15 protein-coding genes are annotated in these 14,949 nt (G+C 39.7%); 7 read left to right on the plus strand and 8 right to left on the minus strand.

What is annotated here, in order from left to right; all coding sequences use genetic code 11:
• Positions 1–159 precede the first annotated feature (159 nt).
• From H1225_RS00190 to H1225_RS00200, 3 genes are all read right to left on the minus strand, one after another.
• Positions 160–1,302, minus strand: a complete 1,143-nt coding sequence (locus tag H1225_RS00190; RefSeq protein WP_006535421.1) for a phosphoenolpyruvate-utilizing N-terminal domain-containing protein — start codon at positions 1,300–1,302, stop codon at positions 160–162.
• A gap of 60 nt (positions 1,303–1,362) precedes the next feature.
• Positions 1,363–2,466 (minus strand): glycerol dehydrogenase, encoded by a 1,104-nt coding sequence (locus H1225_RS00195; RefSeq protein WP_239739373.1) that lies wholly within the window; start codon positions 2,464–2,466, stop codon positions 1,363–1,365.
• A 363-nt stretch (positions 2,467–2,829) separates the two neighbouring features.
• Positions 2,830–3,504, minus strand: a complete 675-nt coding sequence (locus H1225_RS00200; protein WP_109848552.1) for a 7-cyano-7-deazaguanine/7-aminomethyl-7-deazaguanine transporter — start codon at positions 3,502–3,504, stop codon at positions 2,830–2,832.
• Between the two features lie 206 nt (positions 3,505–3,710).
• Between H1225_RS00200 and tusA the strand changes: the two genes are divergently transcribed.
• The gene (gene tusA, locus H1225_RS00205) at positions 3,711–3,965 is read left to right on the plus strand and encodes a sulfurtransferase TusA (protein WP_036933135.1); all 255 of its coding nucleotides are present in this window, start codon (positions 3,711–3,713) and stop codon (positions 3,963–3,965) included.
• 86 nt (positions 3,966–4,051) lie between these two features.
• Here the strand turns inward: tusA and H1225_RS00210 are convergent, their stop codons facing one another.
• Positions 4,052–6,403 carry a zinc/cadmium/mercury/lead-transporting ATPase gene (locus tag H1225_RS00210; protein ID WP_161738262.1) on the minus strand — a complete coding sequence of 784 codons (2,352 nt, stop codon included), beginning with the start codon at positions 6,401–6,403 and terminating at the stop codon, positions 4,052–4,054.
• A gap of 179 nt (positions 6,404–6,582) precedes the next feature.
• Positions 6,583–7,209, minus strand: coding sequence for a lysoplasmalogenase (locus H1225_RS00215; RefSeq protein WP_109397891.1), 627 nt, complete (start codon positions 7,207–7,209; stop codon positions 6,583–6,585).
• Between the two features lie 145 nt (positions 7,210–7,354).
• Between H1225_RS00215 and H1225_RS00220 the strand changes: the two genes are divergently transcribed.
• Entirely contained in the window at positions 7,355–7,741 is a 387-nt protein-coding gene (locus H1225_RS00220; RefSeq protein WP_072063812.1) for a DUF2500 domain-containing protein, read from the plus strand.
• An 81-nt stretch (positions 7,742–7,822) separates the two neighbouring features.
• Here the strand turns inward: H1225_RS00220 and H1225_RS00225 are convergent, their stop codons facing one another.
• Positions 7,823–8,119, minus strand: a complete 297-nt coding sequence (locus tag H1225_RS00225) for a DUF1145 family protein (RefSeq protein ID WP_072063811.1) — start codon at positions 8,117–8,119, stop codon at positions 7,823–7,825.
• A 17-nt stretch (positions 8,120–8,136) separates the two neighbouring features.
• Positions 8,137–8,721, minus strand: coding sequence for a 16S rRNA (guanine(966)-N(2))-methyltransferase (rsmD, locus tag H1225_RS00230; protein WP_006535412.1), 585 nt, complete (start codon positions 8,719–8,721; stop codon positions 8,137–8,139).
• Positions 8,722–8,949: 228 nt separating this feature from the next.
• Here rsmD and ftsY point away from each other — a divergent pair, with 228 nt between their 5' ends.
• The 5 genes from ftsY (at position 8,950) to H1225_RS00255 (ending at position 14,555) form a co-directional block, all read left to right on the plus strand.
• Entirely contained in the window at positions 8,950–10,479 is a 1,530-nt protein-coding gene (gene ftsY / locus H1225_RS00235; protein ID WP_239739374.1) for a signal recognition particle-docking protein FtsY, read from the plus strand.
• A 5-nt stretch (positions 10,480–10,484) separates the two neighbouring features.
• Positions 10,485–11,150, plus strand: a complete 666-nt coding sequence (gene ftsE, locus H1225_RS00240; RefSeq protein ID WP_023583735.1) for a cell division ATP-binding protein FtsE — start codon at positions 10,485–10,487, stop codon at positions 11,148–11,150.
• Positions 11,143–12,120, plus strand: a complete 978-nt coding sequence (gene ftsX, locus H1225_RS00245; protein ID WP_006535409.1) for a permease-like cell division protein FtsX — start codon at positions 11,143–11,145, stop codon at positions 12,118–12,120. The genes ftsE and ftsX overlap by 8 nt, the downstream gene beginning before the upstream one ends.
• 340 nt (positions 12,121–12,460) lie before the next feature.
• Positions 12,461–13,315 carry an RNA polymerase sigma factor RpoH gene (gene rpoH / locus H1225_RS00250; RefSeq protein ID WP_072063808.1) on the plus strand — a complete coding sequence of 285 codons (855 nt, stop codon included), beginning with the start codon at positions 12,461–12,463 and terminating at the stop codon, positions 13,313–13,315.
• Positions 13,316–13,409: 94 nt separating this feature from the next.
• Positions 13,410–14,555, plus strand: coding sequence for a glycerate kinase (locus H1225_RS00255; RefSeq protein WP_161725045.1), 1,146 nt, complete (start codon positions 13,410–13,412; stop codon positions 14,553–14,555).
• Here the strand turns inward: H1225_RS00255 and panM are convergent.
• Positions 14,537–14,944 (minus strand): aspartate 1-decarboxylase autocleavage activator PanM, encoded by a 408-nt coding sequence (gene panM / locus H1225_RS00260; protein ID WP_072063806.1) that lies wholly within the window; start codon positions 14,942–14,944, stop codon positions 14,537–14,539. The two genes, H1225_RS00255 and panM, sit on opposite strands and share 19 nt — an antisense overlap.
• Between the last annotated feature and the right edge of the window lie 5 nt (positions 14,945–14,949).

Genomic DNA, 14,949 nt, shown 5'->3' on the forward strand with positions numbered 1-14,949 from the left:
GTAATTGATTACTAAGATAACAAGCAGCTAGGGAGTAAAAGAGGATCTTTTATTCCCTTTTTTTATTCTTAAAAAACACGTAACTATAAGAAAATAAGAAAGTAAGGAAATTAAATAACCTGATATTGAGGAGTACAGGTTATTTAAATACTTTCATTTTTAATGAGAAATATAGGTGTTTTGATAAAGCCAAATATTTTGGACTTTTTTAAGTGTGATATTTTGCCCATTAGTCAGCGATAATGCCTGTTTTCCTGCCTCATTAATAATGGGGATGTCTAATGCATTCGCTAATACAGTTGTGTTAGATAGTGGATTTCCATGACTTAATAAAATCCCTTTAATTTTATAAGGATCAAGTGTAATTAATGTTGATGGATGAAGTCGTTTTGTCACTAGAATAGCATTTGGATAAGGAGGTGGCGGTATTGGTGGTGCTGACGTCAAATAGCGTAGTAATCGAGATAAAATATCATCTAAATCACTTTCACCAGCACGCATATTATCATCATCCATTTGTGCGTAAGTATCTATTAAATCAATGAATGTTTGCTGTAAGGCAAATTCAGCATTACAGTGATATTTGTTTATCATACTGCATACAGTCAGTTGTAATTCGGTATTTTCTAATAAGAAGTGGTGACTAGAAAAAATATGGGCATATTGTTCACCAATTTTGTTATGCGTTTCTTCAGTTAACCAGTCTATATCTTTTTTGGAGCGCTCAATTGCTTTCACGAGACGTTTTTGCTCTTCAAGTAATAAATTGGAGGATATTTTTTTACGGGGGATCACGAAACGATGATAAGGGTATAACCAAACAGGTGCGGTGATCGTTTTGACGGGTTCGTAATTTGTGTTTTTAGGGAGAATATTAAAATTAAGGAGATTTTCGCCTAATTGCAGTTTTTTAATTGTAATGGTTTTATGCGCTGCTTTTTCTGCCTCTTCAAGTGAATCTCCTCGCGCAATACTATTGGCGGCAGCCAAGGTGCCTTCAACAATCGGCGCCGAACTTAATATGACGTTAGTGGCAATGCTATGCTCAAGATCAGCGATGGCGAGAGCGGCATTTTGTGCTGAATGATAAGTATCAAGCAAAACCAGTACACCTTGTTTGCTATAACACTTTTCAATTGTGGAAAGTATAGTTTCTGGTGACACTTCATTAGCAAGATCAGAAGGTGTTTGATAGTTGCTCGCAATGGCAATTTTTACTTGGTGATTTACAGTCTGATTAACGAGCTCTTTAATACCATTGGCGAGTGTAAGGCTCTTTGAAACTAATACGATACTGACCATAAAGCCCTCTTTTTTTGTAAATATAAACAGGGAGATAAACACTCCCTGTTTACTCAGGCTTTAATAAAGCCATTCTCGTCCTAATTGGTCGGCAGTTAAAATTGCGGCATAAACTTTATCGGAATCGATATCAAATGGCATGTTGTAAATTGTCTCACCTTCAGCACAGCTTAATTCAGCAACTGCCATGATTTTTTCATTTAATTCATCATCTGTTGCATTGATACCCAGTTCTTCTAAAGTGACAGGTAATCCGACTAAAATACAGAAATCAAGGAACTCCTCTAATTCTTCTAATGGACTGTTTTCTAAAACTAATTGAACTAATGTACCAAAGGCAACTTTTTCACCATGATACATGTTGTGACACTCTTCTAATGCTGTAAATCCATTATGAATGGCATGGGCTGCCGCAAGACCCGCACTTTCAAAACCGATACCACTTAAGAAGGTATTAGCTTCAATAATATTTTCTACTGCAGCGGTACAAACACCACGGCTTACGGCGAGTTTTGCTTTATAACCATCTTCTAAAAGGGTGTTATAGCAAAGTTCAGCCAAAGCAAGCGCTGCTAGTGTTGATTTACCCCCTGCCATAGTCTGTTTTTGAGCCTGACTACAGGCTCTTGCTTCGAAGTAGGTTGCTAAAGCATCTCCCATTCCAGCCACTAATAAACGCGCTGGCGCAGAAGCGATGATATTTGTGTCCATCACGACCACGTCAGGATTTGTTGGATAGAAAAGGTAACTATCAAATGCCCCTAATTCCGTATAAATCACAGAAAGTGCGCTTGTGGGGGCATCAGTAGAAGCAATGGTTGGGGAAATAACGACAGGAAGCTGGCATTTATAAGCAACCGCTTTGGCAGTATCTAATGTTTTCCCACCACCAACGCCAACGATCACAAGAGAGGCTTGTTCTTTTACAAGTTCAGATAGTCGATTGATTTCGTTATGTGTGCATTCACCATTAAACAGTTCAAAGTGCCCATTCACTTCATATTGAGACATACTGTCTTTGACGGTACTTCCGACGAGATCCATAACAAACTTATCAGCAATAATCAGTGCCCTATCGCCAAAAGGTTTTGCGTATTTACCAATATGGTATAGCGCATCTGGCCCTTGAATATATTTAGCGGGGGATTGAATAACTTTTAACATAATAGACTCCTACTATTCGCAAAAGAGAGTAAAAAATCCTTATGGTGGGGCTTGTCTTCCCAATTGACATTGAATTTTATGGAGATGAACTTAAACACATTAACAGTCTAATAGATGAATAAAATATTTCATTGCAAATAATTAATCATTTTTATATTAGCATGCAAAAAACATCCTAATACTGATATTTAAGTAATATTTTGTGAGTTGTTTAACTAATCATGCTAATTAATTACGATACGAAATATTTATGTAAAATAATTAATTTCTCAATCAGAATAAAGCTTCATAAAATTGACTTATGAAGCTTTATTATTTGAATTATGACATTAATATCATTATTTTTTTGCGAGGTGAGATGGATTATGAGTGAATTTCAGCATAATCTTGTTTTTTGTTTTCTTGGGTGAAAAAGTAACGCAAAATAAAATTCAATAAAACACCATAAGCAGGTAAGAAAAACAGCATACAAATGGTCAATTTAAACACGTAGTCAACTAATGCAATTTCAATCCAATTCTCTGCCATAAATGCGTCAGTACTACGATAAAAAGCAATAAAGAAGAAGGCTAGAGTGTCGAGTAAATTACCAAAGAACATTGCTGCACTGGGTGCTACCCACCATTTTTGTTGTTGTCTTAAACGATTAAAGACAGATACATCCATGATTTGACCTAACACATAAGCCATAAAGCTTGCTGTCGCAATTCTTGCCACCATGATATTAAAATCAGCTAATGAGGCAACCCCTTGCCAACTTCCTTGGAAAAAGAGTGTTGAGATCAGGTAAGAAATTGCTAATGCAGGTAGCATAACAGCGGTAATAATGCGTCTGGCAAGGGGTGCGCCATAAATACGAACCGTTAAATCTGTTGCTAGAAAAATAAACGGAAAAGTAAAGGCACCCCAAGTGGTATGGAAACCAAAAATGGAGATAGGTAACTGCACAAGATAATTACTAGATGTAATTATTAGAATGTGGAACAAAGAAAGCCATAATAGCGCCACCGCTTTTTGGCGGGGAGTAAACGTATACATAAATTGTACCTTTTTAGTGATTGGGGTGAGGGAACCCAATAAAACAGTGATTTCTCTCTTAAATGAGAGGATGCGCATAATACGCCTGTTGCGCAACAAAAGCAAAGATTAGGAAGAAATACCGTTGTGCTTAATGTGCCGTGATGTGAACACGAAAGCGCGATATAATGACACAATCTGTCAGTGCAATAAGAATGGTTAATAGAATGAATGCTCAATTTGATGATGCAACTAAGACATTAGATACGCTAGGACTACGTTGCCCTGAGCCTGTGATGTTAGTACGTAAAACGATAAGAAATATGGCATTGGGTGAGACATTATTAGTGATAGCTGATGATCCTGCTACAGTGCGTGATATTCCTGGCTTTTGCCGTTTTATGGAACATGATTTATTAAATCAAGAGACGCAATCTGCACCTTATCGTTATCTTATTCGTAAAAAAGAGAGCAATTTGTAATTTATGCTGTAAATATTGCTCATCTTCGCGCTAAAAAACCCAAACTCCAGATTAACTGAGGTTTGGGTTTCGTTATTTTAACGTGCTTACTCTTTATTTGAGGCGTTAATTTTTACTCTTAACAGCCTTACCGCATTGGCAGTAACCAGTGCTGTTGCGCCGGAATCAGCAAGAACCGCAACCCAAAGCCCAGTGATACCTAATAAGCTTGTTACTAAGAATATTGCTTTTAAGCCCAATGCTATCGTAATGTTTTCACGGATAATTTTACGTGTCGCACGAGATAATTTAATAATTTCAGGTAAGCCGGTTAAACGGTTATGTGTTAACGCCGCATCAGCTGTTTCAAGTGCAACGTCAGTACCGCTTCCCATCGCGACACCAATGGTGGCAGCCTTCATTGCTGGCGCATCATTGATACCATCGCCTACCATCATTGTGCTATGCGTTTTGCTGATTTCCATTACTGAAGTCACTTTATCTTCAGGCAGTAATCCTGCTCGGAAATCCATACCTAGTTTTTTCGCAATAGCCGCAGCTGCTCTTGGATTATCACCCGTTAGCATAACGGCATTGATGTTCATCTCTTTCAATAACTTCATTGATTCAACAGCATCACCGCGTAAGGTATCTTGCATAGCAATAACACCAATAAGCTGGCTCTCTTTTAATACGACAACCACGGTTTTACCTTCATCTTCAAGGCGTGCAACTTCTTGTTGCCAATGAGAAGAGAGCGATGTGGCTTCTGATAATTGAGAAGGTGCACTGACTAGAATATGTTGGCTATTTAAATAACCTTCAATGCCTTTACCCGCTAGCGCTTTACGATCTTCCGCTTCAACAACAAGCACGCCTTCATCTTGTGCTTTATTGATAATGGCTTTTGCTAATGGGTGATGAGAGCCAATTTCTACGGATGAGGCAAAAGTCAGTACTTCTTTTTCATTAAATCCGCTTTCAGCCACGACATCAGTAACTTGAGGTTTTCCTTCAGTTAATGTACCCGTTTTATCTAATGCGATAGTATTAACAGTGCCTAATTGTTCTAATGCCGCTCCGCCTTTGATCAGCGCTCCACGTTTAGTGGCTGCTGCTAATGCTGAAGTGATTGCCGCGGGTGTTGAGATCACCAAAGCACAAGGACAACCAATTAGTAATAGGGTTAAACCGCGATAAATCCATGTTTCCCACGGCTGTGAAAACAACAGGGGTGGAACAATGATAACTAGCGCAGAGAACAGCATAATTGCAGGTGTATAGTAACGGCTAAAGCGGTCAATAAAGCGCTCAATAGGGGCTCTACGCTCTTCAGCTTCTTCAATCAATTGCAAAATACGGTCGATAGCATTTTGCCCTTGTTCAGAGACGACTTTCATTTGCACAGATCTATCTACAGATAAACAACCTGCTGCTACTTTTTCGCCTTGTAGACGCTCTACAGGCACGGATTCACCCGTTAATGCACTTTCATCAAAGCTTGCAAATGCACTAACTAATTCCGCATCTGTTGGCAAACGTGAACCTGGGGCAATTTCAATAATGTCGCCTGGACGTAATTGTGCAACAGGGACGGTTTGTTTTTTGCCGTCTTTGATTAATGTTGCTTCTTCTGGCACTAGTGCCATTAATGCACTTACACCACGACGAGCACGACCTGCGGCGTAAGACTCCAGCATTTCGCCAATCATAAACAGCAAAATAACCATTGCTGCTTCTTCGGTAGCATTAATAAATAGTGCACCAATTGCGGCAACACTCATCAATGTTTCTATGGCGAAAGGGGTACCACTACGAATAAGTTGTAAGGACTTTTTCGCAATGGGGAATAAACCAATCAACGTTGTTGCAATAAAGGCAGTACGGCCTGCTTGAGGATCAATAAACTCTACGCCCCAGCTAATCGCCATTAAAAGTGCCAAGACAATAACAAATGAGCTCTCTTTTAAAAGACTCTGCTTTGTGACTTTTTTAGATTGAGGTGATGAGAGATCAAACAGTTCAAAACCAGCACTGTTAATTGCCGCAATCACATCAGCGCGTAGATCACTATCAGCATCAACGACCAATTTTTCGGTGGCAAAAAGCACTTTTGCTTGTTTTACGCCTGTGACTTTGAGTGCTGCGGTTTCGATCTTTTGAGCACAACTCGGGCAATCCATTCCTTGCACTTTCCAACTAAAGCGTTGCTGTGCTACTTTTTCTGGCTCAACGTTAGAAACAGCAGCGTTGATATCACAGCTTTCATGAGCATGTTCGTGGGAGTGTCCGTGGTGATGCTCATCCTCGCATTCAGGATCACTTTTATCTATTTTGGTGTGGGAATGTCCGCTTTTAGTATGTGAGTGCGTACTATTCTCTGTATGACCTGAACAACATTGAGAGCTTGAGCAGCAAGCATCGGTATGTTTATTGTGTTGATGAGCATGTTTAGTCATAACTGGCTCTCCTCGTTTAACAAAGTAAAGTCTAAATTCATTTATCTGATAAGTACTTTACAGCTTGGAGTAGAGTCCAGAGTCAAGATACCAAAGGGACATTCATTGGCAAAAAGTGCGAATTAGGTTAAAAAATTAACCCCTTATTCTATTTTGTAAAAACAAGGGGCTGATGGATACTAAAGGAATAACGCTCTAACAATGAAGAAATGCCCAATAAAATAACAGGCACTGACAAGTCCTTTAGAAGCTGAAAATGAGAAGCGGAAGCGGTTGATTAGCCATATTGAGTAAGCGATTACTAACAATAATGAACCAATCATCACTGATAAGTTGTAATCATTGCTTAAGTAGAAGAATCTTTCGCCCGCAACCCAAAACATCGCAAAGGCGGCTAATAAAGTTAGAGAGGCAGGGATAGCTAATTTATCAAGCTTAGCCCAAACAATGACTAGAATGATAATGAAAGCAATAATAACGAATCCAAGTAAAGGAAGATAGAAAGAGAGTTGGAGTGGCAGTAAAAAACTCACCATATAAAGTATGTAGCTTAAGAAAATCAAGGCAATGGATGGTAGTAAATACTTACCATCAAATATTCTTAAGATATCAGAAAGTAGTGTCGCTAATAATGCACCTACGATAAGGTAGCTATTAATATTGTGTTCGGGAACTTGCCATGCCCAAAGTAATAAAAGAAGTAGTGTGATAGGACGGAATAACCATCGTTGCCAATTAGGGCCTCGATATGCGGCATCGATATAAAGCCATCCGGAGAATAATACGGCGAGAAACGGCCAACTCATAATATCTTCCTTATATTCAGAACTGTTTTATTATTGATAGCAGAAAGTTTAATTTAAGAATAGCGGTTAATGACGAAACTGACGTACTTATTAAAATAATATCAGCACACCGTGTTGGGTCCATGTAACGATAGGAATTAGTGTAATGAATAAAGCGGCTATTTTAGGAATTGCAGTACTGATCATTATTATCGCATCAGCGACTTATCGTTTTTTTGAACAACGCAAACAGCGAATAAGTGATGATAATGCACCTGTAAAACTTTATATGGTTGAAGTGATTGATAAAAAAGAAATAGCGGCGAATGAACGACGTTCAAGAGAAAATGATGTCACTGGCCCAGAAATAACACATTATTATCAAGTTACCTTTCGTTTAACCACTGATGATCGTAAAGATTTGGTTTTGAATATTGATAAATCATCTTATCAAAATATCGAACCTGAAATGAAAGGGCGTTTATTTATGCAAGGCAGTCGTTTTGTACAGTTTGAAACAGATGTGCCAATCGATGAGCAAAATAATAAATAAGCGAAAGCGGTTAATAAGATTGGCAACCTCTGGGGTAGGTGGGTAACCCCAGATAATTGCGAAGATATATGAAGATTACAGCTATTGTTTCGTTTTATTTTTCTGTTTTTCTTCGTATTCTTTTCGTAATTCTTTTTGTATTTTTAAAAGCTCAAAGATCCCAAAGAAAAAAATGCGAAATTGTAATGCCGTTGACGGTTTTTGATCTTTAGGTTGCCCAGCTTTATACATAACGATTTGTAATCCATGCATAATTACCATAAAAATCAAGGCAATATCCATAAAGTATTTTAAAGGCTTAGGAAATGGAGAAATAATATTTAAAAGCAGAAAGCCCCAAACGCCGACCATTAAAAATCGGCCAAAAAAGATTAACATAACAACTCCATAAAAAATTAAGCAGATAAACTGCGAATATAAAGACGATACGCAACTTGTCCTGCGATCTTCTCTCTATGCAATGTCCAATGGATTGGCAGTGTATAAGTCTGTGCTTTAACTTCTTCCTCAATATAAATATAGCAATCTTGCGCTAACCAGCCGTTATTTTCTAATAATTGGACAGTGTCAGACAACATGCCTTTATGAAAAGGAGGATCTAAGAAAACGACATTATAAGGCGTGCCTTGCTTTGCGAGAAAGGATAATGCGCTGTCTTGAATAACATGTCCATTATCAGCATTAAGTAAGGCTAAATTTGCAGTAATTTGTTGAGCAACAGGACGTTCATATTCAATAAAGGTCGTTTCTCGAGCATAGCGAGAAAGGGCTTCAATTCCTAAACCACCGCTACCAGCAAAACAGTCGAGGCAACGGGCATCTTGGATAACAGGCATTAGCCAATTAAAGAGCGTTTCTTTCACTCTATCTGTTGTTGGTCGTAATCCTTGGCTATCAAGAACAGGAAGTTTACGACCACGCCATTTACCCCCAATTATTCTAATTTGTCCCATTGGGGCTTTTTGTGGTTTTTTGGCCATATTATTTTGATTTATATCGTTTAAACGTGATTTCTGGAGTGTTTTTTTGAATAAGGGATCAGTGTCTCTTGATATCTTGATGACTTCCCTTGATTTAATACGGAATAATTTACCATAAAATTCGTATAAAAGATGCGTTTATCCATGATCAAATGATAGACTTCATTATTATTTTCAATATCGTCAATGTAATCGCGCCATGATTTAGTGCGAGGAGTTTAGTAGCTAATGGCAAAAGAAAAAAAAGGTTTTTTCTCGTGGCTCGGTTTTGGGCGTAACAAAGAAGAAAATATTGAGCAAGAGAAAGAGCAGCAACGCTTAGAAGAAGAGCGTTTAGAACAAGAACGTTTGGCAAAAGATGCCCAAGAAGAAGCTGCTTGCCAAGCACAGTTAGAAGCGGAACAAGAGCGCTTAGAAGCGCAACGTCAAGAAGCAGCACGTTTAGAGCAGGAACGTCTGGCACAAGAAGCTGAAGCTCAACGCCTTGCGCAAGAAGAAGCCCAGCGCCAAGCGGAACTTAAAGCAGAGCAGGAACGCGCAAAGCAGGAACGTTTAGAAGCGCAACGCGCAGAGCAGGAACGTCTGGCACAAGAAGCTGAAGCTCAACGCCTTGCGCAAGAAGAAGCCCAGCGCCAAGCGGAACTTAAAGCAGAGCAGGAACGTTTAGAACAGGAACGCGCAGAGCAGGAACGTCTGGCACAAGAAGCTGAAGCCCAACGCCTTGCGCAAGAAGAGGAAAACGAACGTCTCGCTATTGCGCAAGCAGAAGCTGAAGATATTGAAGCTTTACGTGAAGAAGTGCTAGCAGATAAAGTTGTTGAACAAGAAAAACCTAAGAAAGAAGGTTTCTTTAGTCGACTGAAAAAAGGTTTACTGAAAACTCGCCAGAATTTAGGTTCAGGATTTATTGGCCTATTTCGTGGTAAGAAAATTGATGATGAGCTTTTTGAAGAGTTAGAAGAGCAACTCTTAATTGCTGATGTGGGAATGGAAACCACGACTAAAATCATCACCAGCCTGACCAAACACGCAACACATAAAGATCTTAAAGATGCTGAAGCCCTTTACGGCAAATTACGTGAAGAGATGGGCGAGATCTTAACGAAAGTTGATAAGCCATTAAATATTGAAGGTAAAAAACCTTTTGTTATTTTGATGGTCGGAGTTAATGGTGTGGGTAAAACAACTACAATCGGAAAATTAGCGCGACAATACCAAGCTGAGGGTAAATCTGTCATGTTAGCGGCAGGTGATACCTTCCGTGCTGCTGCTGTTGAACAGTTACAAGTTTGGGGAGAGCGCAATAATATTCCTGTTGTCGCACAACATACAGGCGCTGATCCTGCATCTGTGATTTTTGATGCAATTCAATCAGCACAGGCAAAAGGTGTCGATGTTCTTATTGCTGATACCGCAGGACGATTGCAGAATAAATCCCATTTAATGGAAGAGCTGAAAAAAATCGTTCGTGTTATGAAGAAATTAGACGAAGAAGCACCACATGAAGTGATGCTGACGTTAGATGCAAGTACCGGACAAAATGCAGTGAGCCAGGCTAAACTCTTTAATGAAACAGTTGGGCTAACTGGATTAACATTGACTAAACTCGATGGTACAGCAAAAGGAGGCGTTATCTTCTCCATTGCTGATCAGTTTAGTATTCCTATCCGCTATATCGGGGTAGGTGAAGGAATTGAAGATCTACGTCCGTTTAAGGCCGACGATTTTATTGAGGCTCTGTTTGCCCGCGAGGAGTAGTTTTAATGATCCGCTTCGAACACGTCAGCAAGGCTTATTTAGGTGGAAGACAAGCATTGCAGGGAGTTGATTTTCATCTTCGCCCTGGTGAAATGGCTTTTTTAACAGGTCACTCTGGTGCCGGTAAAAGTACATTGCTTAAATTAATTTGTGGAATAGAACGACCCAGTGATGGTGCTATTTGGTTTGCTGGTCATGATATCAGTAGACTAAAAAATAGTGAGATCCCTTTTCTGCGTCGTCAAATTGGGATGATCTTTCAAGATCACCACTTATTGATGGACAGAACGGTTTATGACAACGTTTCTCTTCCCCTGATTATTGCTGGCGCAAGTGAAGAAGATATTCGGCGCAGAGTTTCAGCTGCTTTAGATAAAGTAGGGCTTTTGGATAAAGCCAAAAATTATCCTATTCAACTCTCTGGTGGTGAACAACAACGTGTCGGTATTGCGCGCGCGGTTGTGAATAAACCGACTGTTTTACTCGCAGATGAACCAACAGGTAACCTTGATGGTGAGCTTTCAGAAGGCATTATGCGTCTTTTTGAAGAGTTCAATCGTGTTGGCGTAACCGTGTTAATGGCGACACACGATATGTCGCTGATAGAACGCAGAAATTATCGCATTCTTACATTAGGGCAAGGCAGAATGGTGGGAGGACAAAATGGCTAAAGCAAAAAGTTCCCGTAAATCAAAGCCAACGCCAAGTGCAAAAACCAAGGCGCTAAAAGGGGGAAGACGCGAACAGTGGCGTTATGCATGGCGTAACACGATGGCAGATTTTTTACGTCAGCCGCTCTCCTCTTTTTTAACGGTAATGGTTGTTGCTATTTCTCTCACCTTGCCTAGCATCTTTTATATTGTGTGGAAGAATGTTTCAACTGCGGCAGAACAATGGTATCCAACACCGCAGTTAACCGTTTATCTTGATAAATCTCTTGATGATTCATTAGCTGAAGCCACAATCAAGAAGATAGAAGCTTTAGATAAAGTTGAGAATGTTAACTATCTTTCACGACAAGATTCGCTAGTGGAATTTCGTTCTTGGTCTGGTTTTAGTAGTGCGTTAGATATGTTAGAAGAGAATCCATTACCTGCGGTTGCGATTGTGACACCAGTTATGGAGCCTAGTGATCAACAATTGATGGTGAATTTGCGTGATACAGTAGCGAAAATACCCGGTGTTGATGAAGTAAGAATGGATGATAGTTGGTTTACTCGGCTTTCAACGTTAACTTCATTAGTTGGGCAAATCGCTTTGGTCATTGGTACATTGATGGTTGTTGCCCTGTTGCTGGTAATTGGTAACAGTGTGCGCCTCAATATTTTCAGTCGACGCGATACCATTAATGTGATGAAGCTAATTGGTGCAACTGACGGTTTTATTATGCGTCCTTTCCTTAATTGGGGATTGATCCTTGGTTTTATTGGCGCCGTATTCGCCCTAATTTTTTCAGCTTTACTGGTGTGGAAACTCTCAGATGTGGTGACTCAAGCGGCGACCGTGTTTGGAACGTCATTTTCCATCTCAGGATTAGGCTTTGATGAATCTATCATTCTTATTCTTGTTGCTATGATAATTGGCTGGCTGGCTGCATGGTTGACGACAATGCAACATTTGCGTCAATTCACACCCGAATAATATTTTAGCACCTTTTTCCCTTTTTATTACGGCAGGTTGCATTATTATCGCAACCTTGCCATGTTATCACACCACTATCTTTGGCATAATAATGTTCTACACTTAATCTATACTAATTAAGTTCTGTTTTTAATAGATGAATTTGTGGTTTGCTTGGTAAAGTACAAAGATATGTAAACATAGATGCGATATGAACCTTTAGTCTTTATGCTGGTCAAATTACGTTGTAAAACATAATATCTACCTCTGACTATGACCTGTTAAGTGCTATTATAAGGTTCTTCCTACTCGCCATACAGTATTAATATTAATTATCTATTTGATTTTCATGAGGATTTGAATGACAAAAGAAATGCAATCCTTAGCATTGGTTCCGCAAGGCAGCATTGAAGCGTATATACGTGCAGCCAATTCCTATCCGATGTTAACGGCAGAGGAAGAAAAGGAACTCGCTGAACGGCTGCATTACGAGGGTGATTTGGATGCAGCAAGAACGCTTATCCTTTCACATCTGCGCTTCGTTATTCATGTTGCTCGCAGCTATTCTGGCTATGGCCTACCCCAAGCCGATCTTATCCAAGAAGGTAATATTGGTCTGATGAAAGCGGTTCGCCGTTTTAACCCAGAAGTGGGTGTTCGACTAGTCTCTTTTGCCGTACATTGGATCAAAGCAGAAATTCATGAATATGTGCTACGTAACTGGCGTATCGTGAAAGTCGCGACCACTAAATCTCAACGTAAACTGTTTTTTAATCTGCGAAAAAATAAAAAACGTTTAGGTTGGTTTAATCAAGATGAAGTGGAATTAGTCGCAAGAGAATTGGGCGTGTCAGAAAGTGATGTCCGAGAAATGGAATCACGAATGTCAGCACAAGATATGGCATTTGATATGACTGCTGATGATAGTGATGACTCACATCCTATTGCTCCAGTACTTTTCTTAGAAGATAAGTCTTCAGACTTTGCCGACGGCATTGAGGAAGATAACTGGGATAATCATGCAGCAGATAAACTGACGTCAGCAATTGAAACTCTTGATGAACGTAGCCAAGATATTATTCGTGCTCGTTGGCTAGATGATGATAACAAATCGACATTGCAAGATTTGGCGACAAAATATGGTGTATCTGCTGAGCGTGTTCGCCAATTAGAAAAAAATGCGATGAAAAAATTGCGTTTAGCGATTGAAGATTAATCACATTTCAGACCATGTACACGCTCTCATAAAGTAGAGTATGTTATAAAAGCGATATGAAAATATCGCTTTTTTATTGCCCGGAGAATATAACGTGAAAATAGTTATCGCCCCTGATTCATTTAAAGAAAGCTTAAGTGCGAAAGAAGTTGCAACAGCGATAAAACAGGGGTTTTCACGCTATTTACCAGATGCGCAATACTATTGCATTCCTATGGCTGATGGAGGAGAAGGTACAGTCACTTCATTGATTGATGCAACTCAAGGGCGATTATTTACTACGCCAGTTTGCTCACCTTTAGGTAAGCAAGTGACAGCAACGTGGGGCATCTTAGGCGATAACACCACTGCCGTGATTGAAATGGCACAAGCGTCTGGTCTTCATCTTATTCCGGTCTCTCAACGTGATCCCAATTTAACAACCAGCTATGGTACGGGTGAATTAATTAATGCCGCACTTGAGATGGGTGTTAAAAAAATCATTTTAGGATTAGGGGGAAGTGCCACCAATGACGCTGGTGCTGGCATGATGCAAGCACTTGGTCTTGGACTTAAAGATAAATTAGGCTCCTCTTTGCCTTTTGGTGGACAGGCATTAACACAGCTCCATTCTATTGATATCACAACGCTTAACCCTAAACTTAAGCAAGTTGAGATCGAAATTGCTTGTGATGTAACAAATCCGTTGTGTGGAGAAAAAGGGGCATCAGCTATTTTTGGTCCTCAAAAAGGCGCGACCAAAGATGATATTGCGCAACTTGATAAAGCCTTACGTCATTTTGGTACCTATCTGGAGAAAATGACGCAACGCAATCTTATTAATATTGCAGGAAGTGGTGCAGCGGGCGGGTTGGCACTACCGTTACTTGCCTTTACGCAAGCAACGCTTTCGCCGGGGGTTGAACTGGTTGCTAAAGCGGTTCAACTAGAAAAATATTTTATTGATGCTGATTTAGTTATCACTGGAGAAGGTCGAATGGATAGCCAATCGGCGCAAGGTAAAACACCGACAGGCGTTGCTAAATTGGCAAAAAAATACCACCTTCCTGTTATTGCGTTGGTCGGTGGTTATTTACCTGACTATGATGTGGTTCATCAGCAGGGTATTGATGCCGTTTTCTCTATTGTACCGGGCGTTTCTACACTGGATGATGCACTTCATAATGCGCAAAAGAATCTTAGTGAGACGGCTTACAATGTGGCTAGACTTTATACTACTTGTCAAATATTGAGAACATAGAGATCAGATTGTGGCGATGGACTAAATTGATGGTGTACTAAAAAAGCATGTGCAATGTCATACCCATTTTCTTCGGCGGATAAGCTTATTGCCTGCCAATGGCAAATATCAGGATAGGCAGATAAACATTGTGTCAGTAAATAATGCCCAACACCGCGACGACGAGTTACTTCTCTGACCATAAAATCAGTAATAACCGCTTTTTTATCTGATAATTTAACCCAGCAAGCCGCTAATAATCGCTCATTAAATCTCGCCACAAAGAGTACATTCTCGTTGTTTATCTCATTTGTTAGAGCTGATTGATAACGTGCATCTTGCCAAATTTTGCCTAAATCAATACGGTCTTGTTCAGAGAGCTGCGCCAGCTTTTCAATGGTTAATTTCATTAGAT

Source organism: Proteus penneri (assembly GCF_022369495.1).
Taxonomy (GTDB): domain Bacteria; phylum Pseudomonadota; class Gammaproteobacteria; order Enterobacterales; family Enterobacteriaceae; genus Proteus; species Proteus penneri.